This is a genomic window from Paenibacillus sp. JT22N7 (assembly GCF_059383875.1).
In genome coordinates this window covers 1-19,324 of sequence record NZ_JBXENY010000016.1, presented here as the reverse complement: position 1 = coordinate 19,324, position 19,324 = coordinate 1, and the positions used below count along the sequence as shown (strand labels likewise).

At 47.0% G+C, this 19,324-nt stretch carries 16 protein-coding genes and 2 pseudogenes; 4 read left to right on the top strand and 14 right to left on the bottom strand.

What is annotated here, in order from left to right; translation table 11 throughout:
• Positions 1 to 65 precede the first annotated feature (65 nt).
• On the top strand, positions 66 to 2,348 hold the full coding sequence (locus AC50Y5_RS30400) for a preprotein translocase subunit SecA (RefSeq protein WP_494865253.1): 2,283 nt from the start codon (positions 66 to 68) through the stop codon (positions 2,346 to 2,348).
• A 183-nt stretch (positions 2,349 to 2,531) separates the two neighbouring features.
• Here the strand turns inward: AC50Y5_RS30400 and nfsA are convergent, their stop codons facing one another.
• The 8 genes from nfsA to AC50Y5_RS30360 form a co-directional block, all read right to left on the bottom strand.
• Complete coding sequence (nfsA, locus tag AC50Y5_RS30395; protein ID WP_494865251.1) at positions 2,532 to 3,281, bottom strand: oxygen-insensitive NADPH nitroreductase; 750 nt, start codon at positions 3,279 to 3,281, stop codon at positions 2,532 to 2,534.
• A gap of 30 nt (positions 3,282 to 3,311) precedes the next feature.
• A complete protein-coding gene (locus AC50Y5_RS30390; RefSeq protein ID WP_494865250.1) occupies positions 3,312 to 4,499 on the bottom strand; it encodes an acyl-CoA dehydrogenase family protein in 1,188 nt (395 codons plus the stop codon).
• Positions 4,500 to 4,505: 6 nt separating this feature from the next.
• Positions 4,506 to 4,988: a DinB family protein gene (locus AC50Y5_RS30385; protein WP_494865248.1), complete on the bottom strand. Its 483-nt coding sequence runs from the start codon at positions 4,986 to 4,988 to the stop codon at positions 4,506 to 4,508.
• Positions 4,989 to 5,050: 62 nt separating this feature from the next.
• Entirely contained in the window at positions 5,051 to 5,725 is a 675-nt protein-coding gene (locus AC50Y5_RS30380; protein ID WP_056031672.1) for a methionine ABC transporter permease, read from the bottom strand.
• Complete coding sequence (locus AC50Y5_RS30375; RefSeq protein WP_056031675.1) at positions 5,718 to 6,491, bottom strand: methionine ABC transporter ATP-binding protein; 774 nt, start codon at positions 6,489 to 6,491, stop codon at positions 5,718 to 5,720. Before AC50Y5_RS30375 ends, AC50Y5_RS30380 begins: the two co-directional genes overlap by 8 nt.
• A gap of 44 nt (positions 6,492 to 6,535) precedes the next feature.
• Positions 6,536 to 7,876 carry an LLM class flavin-dependent oxidoreductase gene (locus tag AC50Y5_RS30370; RefSeq protein ID WP_056031678.1) on the bottom strand — a complete coding sequence of 447 codons (1,341 nt, stop codon included), beginning with the start codon at positions 7,874 to 7,876 and terminating at the stop codon, positions 6,536 to 6,538.
• A 17-nt stretch (positions 7,877 to 7,893) separates the two neighbouring features.
• Complete coding sequence (locus AC50Y5_RS30365; RefSeq protein ID WP_494865244.1) at positions 7,894 to 8,784, bottom strand: MetQ/NlpA family ABC transporter substrate-binding protein; 891 nt, start codon at positions 8,782 to 8,784, stop codon at positions 7,894 to 7,896.
• 171 nt (positions 8,785 to 8,955) lie between these two features.
• Positions 8,956 to 10,287 carry an MFS transporter gene (locus AC50Y5_RS30360; RefSeq protein ID WP_494865242.1) on the bottom strand — a complete coding sequence of 444 codons (1,332 nt, stop codon included), beginning with the start codon at positions 10,285 to 10,287 and terminating at the stop codon, positions 8,956 to 8,958.
• Positions 10,288 to 10,435: 148 nt separating this feature from the next.
• On the opposite strand from AC50Y5_RS30360, the gene AC50Y5_RS30355 reads away from it, so the two are divergent.
• Entirely contained in the window at positions 10,436 to 11,392 is a 957-nt protein-coding gene (locus tag AC50Y5_RS30355; protein WP_063892474.1) for a LysR family transcriptional regulator, read from the top strand.
• Positions 11,393 to 12,204: 812 nt separating this feature from the next.
• On the opposite strand, the gene AC50Y5_RS30350 is transcribed toward AC50Y5_RS30355, so the two are convergent.
• From AC50Y5_RS30350 to AC50Y5_RS30340, 3 genes are all read right to left on the bottom strand, one after another.
• Positions 12,205 to 12,399, bottom strand: coding sequence for a discoidin domain-containing protein (locus AC50Y5_RS30350; RefSeq protein WP_494865432.1), 195 nt, complete (start codon positions 12,397 to 12,399; stop codon positions 12,205 to 12,207).
• 645 nt (positions 12,400 to 13,044) lie between these two features.
• Positions 13,045 to 14,220 (bottom strand): copper amine oxidase N-terminal domain-containing protein, encoded by a 1,176-nt coding sequence (locus AC50Y5_RS30345; RefSeq protein ID WP_494865240.1) that lies wholly within the window; start codon positions 14,218 to 14,220, stop codon positions 13,045 to 13,047.
• Between the two features lie 490 nt (positions 14,221 to 14,710).
• Complete coding sequence (locus AC50Y5_RS30340) at positions 14,711 to 16,450, bottom strand: ABC-F family ATP-binding cassette domain-containing protein (RefSeq protein ID WP_494865238.1); 1,740 nt, start codon at positions 16,448 to 16,450, stop codon at positions 14,711 to 14,713.
• A 307-nt stretch (positions 16,451 to 16,757) separates the two neighbouring features.
• Between AC50Y5_RS30340 and AC50Y5_RS30335 the strand changes: the two genes are divergently transcribed.
• Positions 16,758 to 17,060: a hypothetical protein gene (locus AC50Y5_RS30335; protein WP_056031694.1), complete on the top strand. Its 303-nt coding sequence runs from the start codon at positions 16,758 to 16,760 to the stop codon at positions 17,058 to 17,060.
• A 489-nt stretch (positions 17,061 to 17,549) separates the two neighbouring features.
• On the opposite strand, the pseudogene AC50Y5_RS30330 reads toward AC50Y5_RS30335, so the two are convergent.
• A pseudogene (locus AC50Y5_RS30330) lies at positions 17,550 to 17,873 on the bottom strand (integrase core domain-containing protein); the annotation flags it as partial.
• Here AC50Y5_RS30330 and AC50Y5_RS30325 point away from each other — a divergent pair.
• Positions 17,814 to 18,152, top strand: a complete 339-nt coding sequence (locus AC50Y5_RS30325) for a tyrosine-type recombinase/integrase (RefSeq protein ID WP_081418712.1) — start codon at positions 17,814 to 17,816, stop codon at positions 18,150 to 18,152. The pseudogene AC50Y5_RS30330 and the gene AC50Y5_RS30325 overlap by 60 nt on opposite strands.
• Before the next feature lie 413 nt (positions 18,153 to 18,565).
• Here the strand turns inward: AC50Y5_RS30325 and AC50Y5_RS30320 are convergent, their stop codons facing one another.
• Positions 18,566 to 19,246: a hypothetical protein gene (locus tag AC50Y5_RS30320; protein WP_494865235.1), complete on the bottom strand. Its 681-nt coding sequence runs from the start codon at positions 19,244 to 19,246 to the stop codon at positions 18,566 to 18,568.
• Positions 19,224 to 19,324 (bottom strand): annotated as a pseudogene (locus tag AC50Y5_RS30315) (IS30 family transposase); the annotation flags it as partial. The gene AC50Y5_RS30320 and the pseudogene AC50Y5_RS30315, both read right to left, overlap by 23 nt.

The window sequence follows — 19,324 nt, the reverse complement described above, 5'->3', positions numbered from 1 at the left end:
ATGGATTCGTCGATGCCGTTAGCCACTATAATCGTGTATTTCTACCGAGGAGGGATCAAATTCCGATGAATTTAGCCGTCAAGTTGATGCGAGAATTCAAAGACCGAGATACCCGGCATAAGCTGAAAGGCTATCGGGACAAAGCGGAGCTCATCAGGAAACGGAATTTGGGAGCTTGGGACGATCAGCGGCTGCAAGCGGAGTCTCTCCGGCTGAAAAAGGAAGCTACATCGGGTACGCCTTTGGACGGGCTGCTTGTCGATGCCTATGCGCTAGTCTGCGAGGCAGCGAAGAGAACGCTCGGATTGCAGCCCTACGATGTCCAGATCATGGCTGCCATCGCTCTGCACGAGGGATTTTTGATCGAGCAGCATACCGGCGAAGGAAAAACGCTCTCTGCTGTTATGCCTGCTTATCTACATGCTCTAACCGGTGAAGGCGTTCATGTGCTGACTTTCAACAATTATTTGGCAAATCGGGATGCGGATTGGATGGGGCCGATCTATCGTTTCCTCGGGTTAACGGTAAGCGCGGTTCAAGCGGGCATGAGCTTGCCCGAGAAACGGGAAGCGTACGCCGCCGATATAACCTATGTTACGGCCAAAGAGGCGGGATTCGATTATTTGCGCGACACGATTGCTTTAGACGAAGCCGATACCGTGCATCGTCCCTTCCACTACGTCATCGTCGACGAAGCGGATTCACTGCTTCTTGACGAGGCGCGGGTGCCGCTAGTCATCGCTGGCGAGCCGGGCTCTTCCGACAACGACGGCATTCTTTTTGCAGAAGTAGCCAGGCAGCTCGCGCAAGATGAGGATTACGATTTCGACGAGTTCCAGCGGAACGTTTACTTGAATGAAGCAGGCTCTGCGAAAGCAGAGTCGCTGCTCGGATGCGGCAATTTGTACGATAGCCATAATAGTCATTTGTTAATGTCGTTAAATAATGCGCTGCATGCGGAATTGTTATTGAAAAAAGACGTCGATTACATCGTCCGGGACGGTAAAATCGAGCTGATCGACGAATATACCGGCCGCGTGGCGGAGAACAGGCATTTGCCGGACGGGCTGCAAGCCGCGCTTTCGGCCAAAGAAGGGCTGCAGGCGAAAGCCGGCGGGATCATTCTCGGTACGATCACCCTTCAACATTTCCTTAGCCTATATCCAAAAATTTGCGGAATGACGGCTACCGCGCAAGCTTCCGCGGTGGAATTCGAAGTTATTTATGAGCTTCAGGTCGTGCATATTCCGCCGAACCGGCCAAACATACGGATCGATCATCCACACCGGATTTATACCCATAAAGAAGCTAAATTTAAGGCGCTTGTACAAGAAATCTCGTCCGTCCATAGGGCGGGACGTCCGATTCTCATTGGTACGTCAAGCGTCGAGGAGTCTGACATGCTGGCGGAAGCGCTAGCAGTTGCCGGCGTACCTTGCCATGTTCTGAATGCGAAAAACGACGCAAAAGAAGCCGAGCTCATCGCCAAAGCGGGAGAGATCGGCGCCGTGACGGTGTCCACGAATATGGCGGGACGCGGCGTCGACATTCGGCTCGGCGGCGGCAGCCCCACGCAAGCAGAAGCTGTCGCCAAGCTGGGCGGGTTGTACGTGATTGGTACGCATATGCACCAAAGCGTCCGGATCGACAACCAGTTGCGCGGGCGATCCGGACGCCAAGGGGATCCGGGAGCTTCTGTATTTTTCGTAAGCTTGGAAGACGAGTTGCTGCTTAGGTTCGGCATCGATAAAGCGATACGGGGTCTTAGGCAGGATGAGACTCTCGAAGAGTCGGTGCTCCATAGCAAAATTGACCATATTCAGCGTGTTATTATGGGTCAAAACTTCCATATCCGTCAGGAGCTGAACGGTTATTCGGATATGGTGGAGGATCAGAGGCGTATGCTATACGAGGAGCGGCTCGGAATTTTGAAAGGCGAGACACCGATGAGCCCTTCGGAGCAGCGGGTACGGCTTTATTTTATCGACAAGCTCTGGGCTGACCATCTGGCATATGTTTCTTACATTCGCGAAGGCATCCATTTAACGAGCCTTGTTAACCATAATCCGCTCGACGAATTTCATGCGCAAATCATCCAAGCCTACGAGCAAATTCCGGCTAAAATAAATAGAGAGTCGGCGAATATGCTCGCAAAGCTCGGAGGTTCGAATGATCCGGCGATGTGGGAAAAATTCGGACTGAAAAGCCCTGCTTCCACTTGGACTTATATCATCACCGATCAATACAAGCAATACTTGCAGAATCCCGGTACATGGACCCCGGAGACAATAATTGCTTACTGGATGCGCAAGATTTTGAGGCAGGTATTCGGGTGGTCAAAATTTTGATGCAGCGTAGCTTTTTCGAGGAATATGAGATAATTCAAGCAACCAAATAAAGCCGGTATAGCTCCCCCAAGTATAGAGGCTACCGGCCTTATTTGTGTGCTTGCAGCACTTACTAGAGCATCGATTAGTCAATCCCATGCCAATAGGTTCACATTATATGCCATTATTGTAGCTGCTGGCTGATTATTGAAAACAGAATCCCTGGCTCTTAATAACGGCGTAAAGCTCGGGACGCAGACGGTTCTGACGAAGCCTCGCCTCCATCTCGCCTGACCAACTGGCCTGCTTGCCTTCACCAGTTCGACTGGCATAATACTGCCCCAGTGTCTCATCATACGCATGAATATCGCCGGCAAATCCAGAGTCGCTATAGCGCTCGTCATGATAGACTGACTGTACAGGAAGGCGCGGGCGCTTCGTTGGCAGCTGGTCCGAGATGCCAATGCACATGCCGAATACCGGGTAGACAAGCCGCGGCAAGTGAAGCAAATCGACAACCTGCTGCATATCGTTGCGAATACCTCCGATGAAAACAGTGCCAAGCCCTAGCGCTTCTGCCGCTACGGCTGCATTTTGCGCAGCCAAAGCGGCATCCACTGTCGCGACAAGAAATGTCTCGACGTTCTGATGCAGTTCAAGCTCGATATCAGATGTATGCATTCGCACAGCAACTTGTGCGCGATGTAGGTCAGCGCACCAGACCAGAAACAGTGGACATTCCTCAACATGCCGCTGCCCTCCGGCCAGTTTCGCCAGATCGCGCTTCTTGCTGGTATCGCGAACGCCTATAACACTATAGGCTTGTATATTTGAAGAAGTTGAAGCAGCCTGAGCACTAGCCATAATCTGCCCTAACTGCTCCTCCGAGATTGTATCCGGCTTGAATTTGCGAATGGAACGATGGGATTGCAAGTGCTTGACTATGTCATTCATTGTGACTCCTCCTTCACCAGGATCGTAACGCTAGACACCAGGCTCTTCAAGCGCTCTTCGGGCGAGCTCCCTCAGCACAAGGTCATCGAGCGGCGGGTTGTGCACACCTGCCCGGATGTCCCTGTATATTCGTTCCAGTGGATTGGAGCGGAACATGCTGGAGCCGCCAACCACCCGCATGGCACGATCAGCAATCTGCAGGGCGCGATTCGTCGCCATATACTTGGCAAGCCCAAGATCGGCCTTCAACTGTGCGCGTTGCTCCGGTTCCTGATCCCACCTTCTCGCCATCGTGTACAACATCGTTCGTACGGTGATCAAATCCGCCTCTATTAAGCCAATCTGCTGCTGGATGAGCGGCAGCTCTCCAATCGCAGTGCCCAGACTGTCAGGCTTATACGTGCGAGCGAATGTTACTGTATAATCCCTTGCGGCAGTGGCTAGCCCTGTGTAACAAGCAGCTATGAACAATAGATAGCCCAACCCGTCATTCGGACGCTGGCGACTCTGCCCGTCAGGGGTTAGCGAAATGAGCGATGACTCGGGGACGAACACCCGATCCAGCAGCAGGTCATGGCTGCCTGTCGAACGCATGCCAAGCGTATCCCACGTCTCCTCCATGCCCACTCCCTCCGAGCGGTCCACGTAGAAATCCCCTGTAGCCCCCTCGCCTTCCAGACTGGCACTGACACTAAAATGATTAATAATCGGGAGAAGCGTGCTGTACGTTTTCCTGCCGCTAAGCAGCCATCCCCCTTCTGTGCGCGAGGCGACTGTTCTTGGCTTCATTCCACGGCTAGGACTGCCGACCCCGGACTCACTAGCGTATCCGTTGTACAGCTCGCCAGCCGTCACTGCCCTTCTGCACAAGCGTTCAAACAGATGCGCCGGCCAGTGGCGTGTCGTACGAAAATGAAGAATGGAGCCCAAATGCCAGCCGAGAGCGATTGCCGTAGAGCCATCGCCCTTGGCGATTCGCTCCAAGAACAGCACCAGCTCATAGAGCGATAATTCATCACCGCCGAATTCACGAGGGACAGTCAGCTTCATGCAGCCCTCTTGCCTCAATTCCTCGAAGTTCTCGATTGGGAAGGAGCCTTCCCGGTCATGCTTGGACGCCCGCTCGGCGAATCGTACAGCGAGGCGGTCAGCCAAGGCCACCAGCTTCGCTTCCCTCTCCTTTTGAACAAAATCCTCTACCTCAATCCTCTGATACATTTCCAATTACCTGCTGCGGTAGTCTTGCAGACTAACGTCTATTTGTTCAATATGGCCCTGCAGGTGAGCGATTTGGCCAGCAATCAACCCTTCCAGCGTTATCAAACCATTCTCAGGATGTTCTCCGGTACGAGTCCATGCTTCTTCGCTTAATCGCTCCAGCAGTTCGCTGTTGGCCGCCCTCAGCAACTGGAAGCGCTGCAGTGCAGCCTCAAGGTCAAGCGCCTCATAATCAAGCGTATTGGTCCAATTATCCTGTTCAAAGACTTGCAGAGGAGGAGAGTTCTCCGAGAGAATGTTGCGTACGCGGAAGGATACTGCCAGCTCCGCATCCGCCAAATGAATCGCGATTTGCTTAATCGACCATTTCTCCGGCAATCGATGGTGAAGCAGTTCCCCTTCGTTCAGGCCCCGTACCGCCTCTGCCAGCGCTTCTCCTCCCGAACGATAATTGGCAATTAATTGTTGCAGTTGTGTTTTTATAGCCATAACAATAGCCCTCCTTGAAGTTGTCTTCTTGTAATTAACTTTCTATATAGGCATGCGCCGTGTTATAAGCGCTTGTCCAGCCTGCTGACGAGATAGTTTCCCGTAAACTGGAATAGCTGTACGCACACAACAATAACGATGATTGTGAAGGCCATCGTATACGTCTCATAACGTTGGTAGCCGTAACGCAAGGCAAAGTCCCCTAGCCCTCCTCCTCCAACAAGACCCGCCACAGACGAGTAGTTAAGGAAGCTAACCAAAATAATGATAATGGAGTTGGCGATACCTGCCCTCGCTTCGACATACAGCACGCTCCAGATGATCCGCGGCCAGCTTGCGCCCATCGACTCGGCCGCTTCGATGAGCCCGCGATTGACGTCCAGCAAGCTTTGTTCAACGAATCTGGCAAAATAAGGCGTGGAGGCAATAACGAGCGGTACAATGACAGCCGTAGTCCCAAGCGCCGTACCGACAATTAATCGCGTTAAAGGAATAATGGCCACCAGCAGCACGATAAACGGGAAGGAACGAATTATGTTGACGATCCCGTTCAGAATGACGTAAGTTCTAGGCGCTTTAATCCTTGAGCCAGGACGAATAAAATAGAGGATTGTGCCCAGCGGCACTCCTATTGCGACCGTAATTGGAATCGAAATTAAAAGCATGTACCATGACTCGCCAAATGCAACCCAAAAGTCAGGCATTGCCTTTGAAATCTCTTTAATGGCCTCATCCATGCAAGCTTACCCCCACTTCGTCCGCATAAAAATTATCCCGTTTAAACAGAAAGCTGGCAATTTTGGACTTTGGCAGATAGTTCTGATCATTCATGGAAAAATTCTCTACTATGATGCCTTGCTCCATAACGGCTACCTTATTGCATATCGCCCTGACCACATCCATCTCATGCGTCACAAGTACAATCGTAATGCCAAGCTGGCGATTAATTTGCGCAAGGTACTTTAGAATATCTCCCGTTGTCTGCGGATCCACAGAAGAGGTAGGCTCATCGCATAGCAATACCCCAGGGCGATTAGCAATTGAACGGGCGATTGCCACACGCTGCTTCTGCCCTCCGCTCAGCTTGGATGGATAGGTATTGATTTTGTCGGCTATATCCAGGATTCCTAAGCACTCCTCGACGCGCCTCCTGCGCTCTGCCTTAGGCATGCCGGCAACCTTCAGCGGAAAGGCGACATTATCAAATACGGTAAGGTTGTTCAACAAGTGAAAATGTTGAAAGATCATGCCGATTCCCTGCCGTTCCTGCCGCAATTGCCCCTTGCTAAGCTCTGCGAGCGGCTTGCCATCGACGATGACCGTGCCGCTATCCGGACGCTCAAGCAAGTTAATCGTGCGCAGGAGGGTTGATTTGCCCGCCCCGCTAAAACCTATGATTCCGTATATATCCCCTTTCTCAATATTCAGAGATACATCCTTCACTGCAGCAAGAGACCCGGAAGGCGTGTCAAAGCTCTTATTAATATTGCGAAGTGTAATCATCTGCCGCTATCCTCCAATCTATACATGTATGGCTAGCGCAGCTTCTACTTAATGGGGACCATCGAGTAACGATTCGGAGGAACAGTCAGCCCCAAATGCCCCCGCAGCGTTCCTGCGCTGTACTCCGAGCGAAATAGTCCACGATTCTGCAATAGGGGGACTACCAGATCAACGAACTCATGGATGCCTTCAGGGACTATCGGCCCTGAACTGACAATGAAGCCATCCGCCGCCTCTTCTTCGTACCATTGCTGAATCGTATTTGCTACATGCTCAGCCGTCCCGGCAAAAGGATTGCGTCCTGACCGTGCAGCAAGACGCAGAGCCAGCTCGCGAAGTGTCAGATTCTCCGCGCGAATCAGCTTCTCAATACGCAGCACCTCAGACTGAAACCCATCCGTAATTAACGCATCCAGATGGGGCAGCAGCGGTGCATCAAGCGGAATGCGGCTGAGCGCCGTATCCTTGAAGTACTTTCCAAGGTCCTTCAGTGCCTCCTCAATATTAGCTAAGCCGTCGATTTCCGCATGCTTGCGTTGCAAGTCTGCTTCATTGTCCGCTACGATGGCGCTTATGCCCGGGAGGACAAGCACCTCTTCCGGGTTGCGCCCGAATCGCGCAACCCTCTCCTTAATGTCCTGATAGAAGCGCTTGGCATCTTCAATTCCATGCTGATGTGTGAAGACGATTTCCGCATGCTTAGCCGCGAAATCCTTGCCTGCCTCCGATGAACCCGCCTGAACGATGACCGGTCTGCCTTGCGGGGTACGCTCCAGGCTCAGAGGACCGCGAACCGAAAAGTATTTGCCCTTGTAGTTTAGAGTGTGCAGCTTGCTTGGATCATAATATCTGCCGCTATCCTTATCTCTAACGAAGGCCCCTTCCTCCCATGAGTCCCACAGACCCTTGACCACATCAAGGAATTCATCAGCAAGCTGATAGCGTTGATCATGCTCCATATGACTGTCACGGCTAAAGTTGGCTGCCGTCCCCGGAAGCGCGGAGGTGACGACATTCCAGCCAGCCCTCCCCTTGCTAATGTGGTCCAATGAGCCAAACATCCGGGCAGTATGATATGGTTCATGGTAAGTTGTCGACAGCGTGCCGACAAGCCCGATGTGCGAGGTCGCACCAGCGATTACCGAGAGCAATGTGAGCGGCTCCAGCCGGTTAATAAGCTGCGGCGCGGAGAGATCATTCACAAACAGGGTATCTCCGACAAAGACAAAGTCCAACTTCCCCTGCTCCGCCTTCTGTGCAGAGGAAACAAAGTAGTCAATGTTACTGGAAGCATCAGACCAGTAGCTAGGATGCCGCCACAGCCCGGAGTGGTTGCCTCCGACGCTTAATGAGCAAGCTAGAGCCAAACGTCTAGTGCGATTCATGCTCAATCCCTCCCTCTCTACCAGGCATAGTAGATGCTTCCTTCATCATATCTGGTCTTATAAAACTCCTTAACGGCATCAGAGTAGTAAGCTTGCTTCAAAGCCTCAATCTTGGGCGTGCCGACAAGCTCGGGCCGAGTAGCGGCAATAATATAGAAATCCTTAACCTCATCCGTTTCAAGTCCCAGCGCATCCTCCAGCTTAAGTCCGCCACTGACGCGCTGGCTTTGGTAGAGGAAGCCCGCTTCCACATCATCGAGAGCGCGCAATAGCACCCCGGTATCCAGCGTTTTAAATTTGAACTTGTGATTGTTTTCTATAATATCCGAAGGGGTAATTTTCGTTACATCGACGCCTTTCTTAATCTTGATCAGACCGGCATCCTGCATAATAAGGAGCGGGCGACCTCCGTTGGCCTGGTCGCCAGGAATGCTGATCGTCGCTCCGTCCGGCAGTTCGTCGAATGAAGCGTATTTTTTGGAATAAATGCCGTTTGGCGCAAACGTCGTTAGAAAAGCCGGAACAAGATTTCCATTATTAGCTTCATTAAACGAATTAAGCGCAGCCGTATGGTTTCCTATTGCAACATCGTAGAAGCCTTCAAGCACTTCCTTGTTTGCAATAATACTGTCGGTCGGCACCTCGAATTCTAGCTTAAAGCCGAGCTTCTCCACTTCCTTGGCCAAAATCGGCGCCACCTCGTCATTGTGATTAGGCGTATTGGCCAGCAGTTTAATGATACGATCCTCTGGGTTGGTCTCCTCCGTTGCAGCCACGCTTGCAGGAGCATCCGTCTGGACAGGAGGCGAGGCTGAACTTCCATTGTTTGGCGCTTTTGTTCCGCATGCTGCCAGGGCAAGGATGACGATAGTAAGAAAAATAGCGGCAAAGACTGGTTTTTTCAACATAGTTCTCCCCTTAAAAGATGATGGTTTGTGTGAGTAAGGTTAAGGTGCGAACCTCTCCTTCGAGGAGTACGTCCAAAATTAATACCAAGTTATCCGCTGCGAATATTTATAGTATATCAGATTTTTTTCATTATAATAGTCTATGTTATGTAATATCTATCATTAAATATTTTAATGATTGCGATAAACCATACCGCCTATTGCGATCAGTACGCCGAGCATAGCCAGTCCCCAGAACAGCCATACGAAAGCAGCCCCTGCCGAACCGGCAAACATTGCTGCCATCAAGCTGCCGCACACAGCGGCACTCCCCGCTCCTCCTATGAACTGGAAAAGTTGCTGCAGGCCAACCGCCCCGCCCAGGCGAGCCGTGGAGACGAGCTTGGGCAGCTCGGATGCTACGCCAGCATTCAATGCCGTACAGCAGACGATGGTCAACAAATAAGCCGCGCCCGCTACCCATGCATAGCGGGTACTGAGCAGGGCCAGCAGGGCATCCCCCAAGATGATCCCCCATGGAGCAAGCATCATCACCCTGCGCTCGCCATAGCGTATGAGCGCCAAGCTTATAGAACGGGCAAGAATGACCGAGAGTAACGCTCCTGGAAATATCATTAGCCCGGTCTGGAGCGGCGACAGACCATGGATATCCGCCAGCATTTGCGGCAGCAGAAAAAGCAGAGTGAAATTATTCATATGGGCAGCCATGCCAATGCCATTCAATAGCATTAAGGGACGGTCTGCCAGAAGCGAAGGATCGATGAAGGGATGGGCACTGCCCTTGATATGGCGGCCTAACCATGCCACAGCCAATATGAATGCCAACGTTGCAGCAAGCGAGCCATGCGAGATAGCCAGCATTAACATTGAACTGCAGCAGGCAACAAGCCATGCGCCGCCCCAATCGAATTGTCCGGGACGACCCGCTTCGCTTGGGAGACTTCGGTATAAGGGCACGATGAGTAGAAGCACAACTGCCGTCACGATAAAGAGACTCCGCCATCCGCCGATCTGGGCCAGGATGCCGCCAGCGAGCGGACCAAGACCGAAAGCCAGCGAAGTCGCGGAGACAATTAACGCTACTGCCTGCCCTCGCCGGGCTGCCGGGACATGCCGGCCGATTAGCACAAGCGCAAGTCCTTTGACGCCTCCGGCGCCGATAGCCTGAATTAGCCTGCCTGCCAGTAATAAACCGGCATTCGTGCTGCCATAACCAATTATCGAGCCAATGCCGAAGCATAACAGGCAAGCAACAAGCAGCGCTCGCAGCGAGCGGAAATCGGCCAGCCTGCTATATGTAATGGAAGCAATTGCGTACATGATGGAATACCCGCTGACAATCCAGGATAAGGATGATCCCCCCATGTTAAAGGCTTGCGAAATTTCCGGCAGCGCCACATTAAACATAGTGGTGTTCATAATAGCCAGCAGCACGGCCAGCGCAAGAAGCGGGACGGCGGCCTTTTCACGAAAAAGAGCTGTAGTTGCAACTGAATCACGCATAATGAAATCCCTCTCTAGTTCGCTATAGTTCGCTATGGATTGCTCTTCCCGAGCGTTCATGTCATACTATAACGTAAATAGATTCATATGTAATCTCTATGGTTTGCAATATTATTCATTGCCAATTTTAATGATTGAGGCGGAGCTTATGGACATTCAATATTTCATTACTTTTCGCGAGGTCGCGCGCTGCCAGAATCTGACGAAAGCTGCCGCGCGGCTCGGTTACGCGCAACCGACTGTCAGTGTACAGGTACAGCGGCTTGAGCATCATTTTGGCATAAAGCTATTTGAACGCAGCAGCAGAAAGCTGAAACTGACAGCAAGCGGCATGCAAATGCTTGTCTACGCCGATCAGATCGTGGAAGGCTATAACCAAGCGCAGGAACACTTTAGTTCCGGGGCTAATATTAGTCTGGCAATCGGTACGACCGAAACTCTTGCCGCCTTCTTTTTGCCCCCTTATTTCCAGGCGTTTCGCAGCCGCTATCCCCAAGCGAACGTCGTCTTCTTCCCTACATCCGATCATGAAGTTATTCGCAAGATCAAGAACAATGAGTTGGATATCGGCATTTTACTTGATATGCCTGTAATAGACCCGGAGCTTAAGTCTATCACCGTGCGCAATGAGGAGCTTATCTTCATCTGCTCCAAGGATCACCCGCTGCATGGCAGAAATAACATAGGCATTCATGAGCTTGAGAACAGCTCTTTCATTTTGACGGAAAAGGGATGCTGCTACCGCAGCGCCTTGGAGAGGTCGATGGACAACAATGGGGTATCCTACAAGGTCGTCTCTGAGATGGGCAGCCTGGAGGGAATCAAGCAATGCGTGCAATATGGGATGGGCATTGCCATGATTCCAAAAATCGCAGCGGCAGACATGCTTCGAAAGGAGCAGTTGGCAGGATTCACGATACGCGAGGACGCACTGTCCTCCTTCTACACGCAAATCATCCTTCACAAAAACAAGCATTTGGCTTCGCCTATACGTTATTTGGTTGATCTGCTGACCGCTAAGCCGCCCCAAGCCTCTGTCCAATCGTTACTCCAAGCGGAGCCAACGGGGCTGGGCAAGCAACCACCGTCTGCTATTAGCACATAATCTTTTTGGATCGGAAGCAAGCCATTTGAACAACGCCGCTTACCTTAAGCAAACACTTCCGGCTTGCAACTTCCCCGTACCCGTAGTCCTAAACTTAAGCGAAAAAAGCGCTAAGTCGTCTGTGAAGAACGACATAGCGCTTTTTTCGGGTTTGTTATTACCGCATCAAGCTCCTCGTGCTTAACGAGCCAAACCTAATAAATCCTAATGAAGGTCAAGCCTTTCGGCTAATCTGGAAGCAAAGCCTCCATCACTTGCTCAATGCCTTCGAGGAAAGCAACACCATTATGATGGAAGGGCGCTTTCAAAAAAGAAAGGGACTTAAAACAGCAGTTGAGCCGATACTGGCTCCATCCCAACATCATGACTGAGGAAACCTTTCGATCAGAGGTTTGCCAAGTTTACAACTTGTATCAAAGCAGCCCCTGCCTTGTGCGAAGATCGCATCCACGTGCATTAGATGATCGGCATTCAAGTCAAACGCTGTCGCACAAGCACGAAGCCTTGTCGTACAAGGGGGAGAGCAGCGACATGCGAGAGTCTGTACGATGTATAAGAGAGCATACAAACAAGCGACCGGTCCAAAGATTCATGAAAGCGTGTTTAGAGAGCGAGCGTTGACTTTTTGTTGACTTTAAGAAAAAAACACACATCGCCGTGAGCATTCAGCCCACATTACGATGTATTCAAATCTTAAATACTATTTTACGCTTTTCGGAGTTTGCTCGTCTCCGGTAGCGATTGGGTTAGATGAGTCCGCACTCCAATCGCTCCAGCTAAAGATTCTTCCTCGGGCATCCATGCTGCCTTCACTATGTTGAAGATATGGCTTCGTATACCTCAAAATCATAAATTCTTGCCGCAGCGTTTTGGGTTTGGGTAGGCGTCGTAACGACCAACTTAATATATCGAGCTGGTACTACAGTAATTTTGTCTACGGTAATGCCGCTCGTATTATTAGTTACGTTCACTACTGTAGTCCAATTTGTACCATCAGTACTGACCAGAATCTGTACAGTGAACTATAGCAGAGAACATAAGAGCATACGCTCAGTTTCGGCCTCTATGAAAATATTTTCAACGGTTACATGTTGATTCCATGTTAACTCAAAACATAAAGAATATATCGCCTAAGGCACGAAGTCCACATGGTGATGTATTATACTTTTACATACTATTTTATGCTTCTCAGTTCTTATTGTTCCCCCGGAGCCACCAGATTCCCGCTATCCGAGCTCCAAACACTCCAGCTATGGGATTCATTTCTTCTCCGGATCTCTGCCAACTTTTTTGTGAGTGCATTCTCCATATTCAGATACTCATTGCGCGCTTCAAATTCCTTGATCTGAAGCTTTAAGCGGTCCTGTTCATTGAGCTCCTCTAGCGGCTTCTTTCGGCCCCGGAGGTCCTGTACAGCCTCTGCGCCACTTGCTTAATATTTACGAATCCATGCATATACCTGGTAAGAGGCACTGTATTTATCTATTTATTTCTTTTAATTAAAAAAATTCCCATAACGATAGAAGTAGGGGTTTTGTTTTTCTTCTGTCTACTATGATGGGAGCATATCACAAAGAGAACGGCCCAGATTTATTTCTAGTAATATGCATTTCTATTTTGAGAGGTATGCCCTCTCCTCATACAGCCTCGTCTTAGGACAACCGATGAATCGACCATACCGCATCCATATTGAAATTAATGGTAAGACCGTTAGCTTCATAATATAATCCAACTTGATCGCCTGCTTGCAACTGAACATCACCAGATAGTGTCACCGTTGCGCTCTCAAGTAGGGCTCTCATAGTTAAGACTAAAGGCATATTAACATTTAAAATAGGCAAGTTACCTTTTATTAAATCAGAGTTGGCATTTTTCTTTACGGTGAAAATTGGGTTGACACCGCTGCCTAGGCTTACGCTGAGTGAAGCAGTTGTATTATAGTTAACAGTTGCATTTATGGCATACTTGCCGGTCTCCGGCGCCGTAAATATCCCAGTAGCAGCATTAAACGTAGGACTCGAATAATGTGGGGAAGCCACACTCCAACTTATAAATTGCATACTACTATTTGCAGTGGTTGCACCAGCAGCCGAAAACCCTTCAGATGTATAAGAAGTCCCTGCTGGTCCAGTTGCACCAGCAGAACCCGTCTCGCCTATCGGACCCGCTGGGCCTACTGGACCTGCTGCACCTGGATCGCCTTTATCTCCCTTATCACCTTTGGCACCTGCCGCTCCTGTTGCACCCGTTGCTCCCGGATCGCCTTTGTCTCCCTTATCACCCTTGGCGCCTGCTGCCCCAGTTGCTCCCGTTGACCCCGTTTCGCCTTTGTCACCTTTATCGCCTTGGTCGCCTTTAGCTCCAGGCAGAGCAGGCTCCATTGCTTCATCCATTGTAATATGTAATGTTTGAAGCGTCTGATCCCACACCACCTTGCCTCCGTATAACTCCACTAGGAAACGAGCTGGAACCATCAAGCTGCCATTCACTATTTGTGCCGACTGCTCTAATGCTACCTCCGTAGTCTCCGTACCGATAGTAACGATTGCCGATGCGCGTTCAAGAACGAATAACACGGTAAACTTGTCATCAGACAGCGTCAATGTCTTGGTTTGATTGTCCCAGCGATACTTAGATTCAAACATATCCGCAGCATTTTTAACGGAAATAAGAACCTTCCCATCCTTTACGACAGGAGGAACCTTCTGTTCTATTGAACTTCCATTCACGATCAACGATATTCCAGCTGCCTGCACATATTGCACAGAGATCATCATTAAAGCTAATAATGCGATTCCTACAGTACTTAACCATTTCTTTTTCAGCAAGTTAATTTCCCCTCTCAAATATACAAGCTATAATTAATCTTAATAAATTGTACCATATTCTTATCTTTTTCCCCGTTATTTCCGTAAACCGATAGCATTATCAAGTTACATTGAAATTTATGAAACTTTATTGCATATTATCATTTGCTAGAATTGCTCCGTAATTGGGTTGATCTCAAAAAGAGAGTGAACATTGCCATTAGGATCGGCAGCTATTGATTGTCCCTATTCAGCTTATTGATCATGCTGTTGCCGCTCATTAATATCAGGAGTTGCATAACCGTTCCACAGTGCAACTTTTTCTTTCGAGTTTAATTTCCTTTTTACATTCCCACCTACTTGTCAAATTCTTTTTCTCATTTTTCGCGCAAAAAAAAGAACGGGCTATCTTTTCGATAACCTGCTCTTGTTCTTGATAGTGATCGTCCTAGATGCCTAATATGTTCTTCTAATTCTTGTAGGGTCTTCAATGTAATCAGAAGGTTATAATTTAAAGCGACTTAATCAGCTCTTCCAACTCATCAACCAATACTTTTGCAAGTTCAAAATCAGTATCTTTTAAAGCCAACTCTATTTTCATTTCAACTAATCTTTTATTTTGTTCCGTTACAAGATAGTCCCTATCGAAATGACTAGCATAAATCATCTGTCTAAATTTTTTAATCGTCATTTTCCTAATCGTCTTATTCTCAATGATTAAAACATAATCCATACCATTTACAACAGAATAAAAATCATGAGAAATCATCAGAATCGCACCTTTGTAGCCTTCAATAGCTTTCTCCAGTGCTATTTGGGAATAGATGTCTAAGTGGCTTGTCGGTTCATCAAGAAGCAATACGTTTGCTTTACTGGCAGCAGCTTTAGCCAATTGAAGCATATTTTTTTCTCCACCAGATAGAGATTTTATCTTTTGATTAACGATTTCTCCTTCAAAACCATAGTTTGCAATATACGTTCTAACTTCATCATAACTCTTAAATCCAGCGTCGATGAATTCTTCTAGTATTGTATTAGATACCTTTAGCACTTCGCCTTGATTTTGAGATAAATAAGCCTCTTTAACATCAGCATTTATTTCAATTGATTCATGATTATTTTTAAAGATATCTCGGAGTAAAGTCGTTTTCCCGGTACCGTTCGAACCAATAATGGCTACTTTATCCGTAGATTTTATCTCGAAGTTAACATTGTCTAAAAGCAATTCATCAAAGGCAACACAATAATTTTTTACATTTACAACAATGGCGTCTTCAATTTCATTATCGATACCAAAGCTAATATTCGGTTGCTTAATATCAACAAATGGCGCTTTAATTCTACGTGCTTCCAATCTTTCTTGAAACTTGACTCTAGCTTTTAATGCTTTGCCTCTAGAAGCTTCTGAATTATAAGTTGCGATAGCTCTAAGATTATCAATGATTTGCTCGTTTCTCTCTATTTCTTCATCCTCAGCAACTTTGAGCTCTTGCAACTCAACTTTAGTCTGAAGTAATGAGAAGGTATAATCCATATATCGCCCATCAAACTCTTGGATTTCTGTATTTTCAAGGTGTATAACTTTGTTGAAGCAATGATTCAAAAGATATCGGTTGTGCGTAACAACTAGCAGCATTCCCTTGTGAGAATTAATAAGATTCTTAAGCGCATTTAGGTTTTCAAAGTCTAGAAATACATCTGGTTCGTCCATAATCATTAAGTCTGGACTACTAAGCATTTCCTTCATCACTTGAATGAGCTTGAATTCCCCACCGCTCAGGTCAGATACGCTAAGATTTTTAAGCTTCATAAGGTTGGCTAGATTAAGTTTTTTATTAAGGTTGCTTTCAAAATCCTCCCCGCCAATTAAATCCAATGCGTCTAAAGCTAATTGATATTTTTCTAATAAGGAATCAATATCCGATGATGTTTCCATCTCCGTACAAATAGCTGTTATTTCATTTTGTATCTTAATAAATTCTTCCCCTATATATTCATAAACGGTTGTTTCTTTCGTTGTGTCGATTTGTGGAAATTGACTTACGTGTCCAATCTTGCAAGTCGGGTCTATTACTAACTTGCCTTCGAACAAGTATCTTTCTGGATCCATTAAAATATCTATTAATGTACTTTTACCATTCCCGCTTGTTCCTATAAAAGCGCAATGTTGTGCCTCCTCAAGCGTAAATGATATGTTTTTATATAGTTCTTTTTGCGGAAATGAGAAGGATAAGTTATCAACTTTTATCATAGTATTTCCTTTCTCTATAACTAAAATAGTGACTATTACTAGGTGTATGGCAAGCTATAGATCTTTAGTTTACCGTTGTTAGAGTAACACTGTTCACAACCAACTTCAATCGGTTTATATCCTATCCCTTGGTGGTCCAAGTGGCATATTACTTTGAAAGTATACTAACACGCTTAGGAGAATAAAAAGAATTGGTAAAAATCACGCTATACTGACAGCCCGATTTATCCGATAAAGTAAGAAGAGCGGCATGGGGCATCCAATCCACTCATTCTGCATCAATACCACCTAAAGGAGATGTCTGCGCATGCAATACCAGTTTTGCCAACAGGTCACGATTGTGGATATGAACGATGAAATTATTTCGGAAGTGTTGTTCGATCATGGGAAGTTCGAAACGGCTGCCTTGTCGATCGGGTCCTCCGTTCTGATTCAACAAGTAGGATTGAAGGAATTCAATGTCGTTTACGATAAAAGGGATGGTAAAATCGCTCGTTATAAAATCACGGATATCGAAATCGATCTCATCGCGCGACCGCCGCTCACGCGAGTTTACCTCGAGCCGGTGAAGCTTATCGTCGGCCAGCATGATATCGGAATGATGCTTTAAACGAATTAGCAAATTTGGGCCGCTGCAGCCCTTCAAACCGCGTCCGGCGCGGTTTTCCATCTCTTATTATTAGAGCAAGCAAGTCCGATCAACATGCTTACATGAGAAGGACCGCGTGCCGTCTAGACTGCACGCGGTCTCTTTGTTGATTTCAAGCATAAAAATACATCGCCCCAGGCACTCGGCCCACATAGCGATGTATTCAAAATCCGCATACTATAGTCGCCTGTGGCGACAGAGTTCCGCGGGTCGCTACTCCAATCACTCTAGCTCCCCGCATAAAGCTTCACATTCTTAAACCCGGCTTCCTGCACTGTTGATTATCATTCGTGTGATGCAACAATACAATACCTAATTGTATTTAACTATGACCAAGTTATACCCAGTATCGTATAACCCCTCATTAAGCCTATTAAAAAAGCGAATACCAAAAACGTAACAAGCAGGATGTACCTCTGTCAATAGAGTAGACACAAGAAACCGAGAGAGTTAAGCAGCCATTCGGTACCTGCGTTCGCATTCATTAGGTGTGAGATACCCGATGGTCGAATGAATACGTTTGGCATTGTAGAAGCAGAGAATGTATTCAATGATGCGTCTGCATGCTTGTTCGAGTGTCTTGAACCGCTCCAAATAAATGAGTTCCTTTTTAAGAACGCTATGGAACGCCTCGATGCAAGCATTGTCATAGCAGTTGCCTTTGCGACTCATACTAGCCTTCATTTTGTTTATTTTTAGACGGGCTTGGTAGTCATGAGAAGTATACTGACTGCCTCGATCGGAGTGATGCAACACCTCACCAGATGGACGCTGCTGATTACACAAACCAAGTTTGGCTGTCCAGTAAATCCGTACTATTTTGAATCCCGCTGGCGTGATATGCTTCAAAAATCTAGACTACCTAGAATCCGATACCACGATCTTCGCCATACGCACGCGAGCCTTCTGCTCCAGCAGAACGTACACCCTAAGCTAGTTAGTGAGCGATTGAGCCATTCAAGTGTGGGCATCACTTTGGATAGGTACAGCCATACATATGGAGTGGACTATAAGGCTGCAAATGAGTTAAGCAAAATACTGACTGGCAGGTAAAATAACTAAGAAACTACAGTACGTATTGAATTAAGGTGGAAAGGAGGATCTAGTCGGCTGATTAGTTACGAAATCAGAGGCTCTTGTAAAACTCTTATATAATAAAATTAGCGATCAGGAATATTATCCACAATAAACCACTTATTATTATTCCTACCTTCTCTTTTTTTGTTTTATATTTCTTATATATAAGTGTATATAAAATAAACAAAGGCCATATACTAACCAAAATAATCATTAATATTTCCGAAGTAATATCCATTCACCTCCAACTTATTTAAGTATTTTTCCATTTCATAACACTTGATTTACCTGATTCCAATATGTGTAGTTTAACATGAAAATTGCACATAAGTAAAAATGATTAGCTAATCAGTTTTACTTATGTGCTTGAAATTACCGTTTTCTATTCATTAGATGCTTTGTAGAATTGCATAAGCGCTACCCATCGAACTATTTGCATCGCTACCCGCAGACCAAATAGCAGTAGCGAATCCAGCAACACCTATTGCTCCTCCAATAGCACCAACGACACTAGCTGCTGTCAAAACTGTTAACCCTAATGCGGCCATAAGTAAGGGAGCATTTATATTAATGGTATTTCTAGCTGCGACAACATCGCCAGCATAATGCTTGAAATTTATTACTGCTAATTTATTCGGACCATCTGTAAGTACTGACTTGGTGACTGCATCATCTTTTGCTCCACCAGTATCTAAAAACATTGCGCCGTCGATTGATAGCCTATTTTTAATTCCAGAAGCAGTTGTCATAGTTGTAGTATATGGAGTAGGGAGAAGTATATGAGTATAACGATCCTCCCAAGTAATGTAAGAGTAGCGTCCTCCGCTCCCGAGAACTGTATATGAAAATCTTTGATTCATTGGTGTGTTCTCATAGCTTGAATCACTGTAAATCACCTCATTTAGATCGTACTTTTCACCATTTATTTCTGCCTCATTCTCATTAATTACTTCGATTGTTGTTACATCTGAATTTTCTGTAACACTACCATCATTAAAGTTATTAATTTCTTTAGTATTTAATAGGATCTTATTATCAGACAGATTGTCAAGCCAAGTGCGACACTTCAACCTGAAAAGCTTCGTGTGCGGTTTTCCATCCTAGACACTTTCGAGGACGGTTATTAATAAGGAACAAAGCGCACGCTA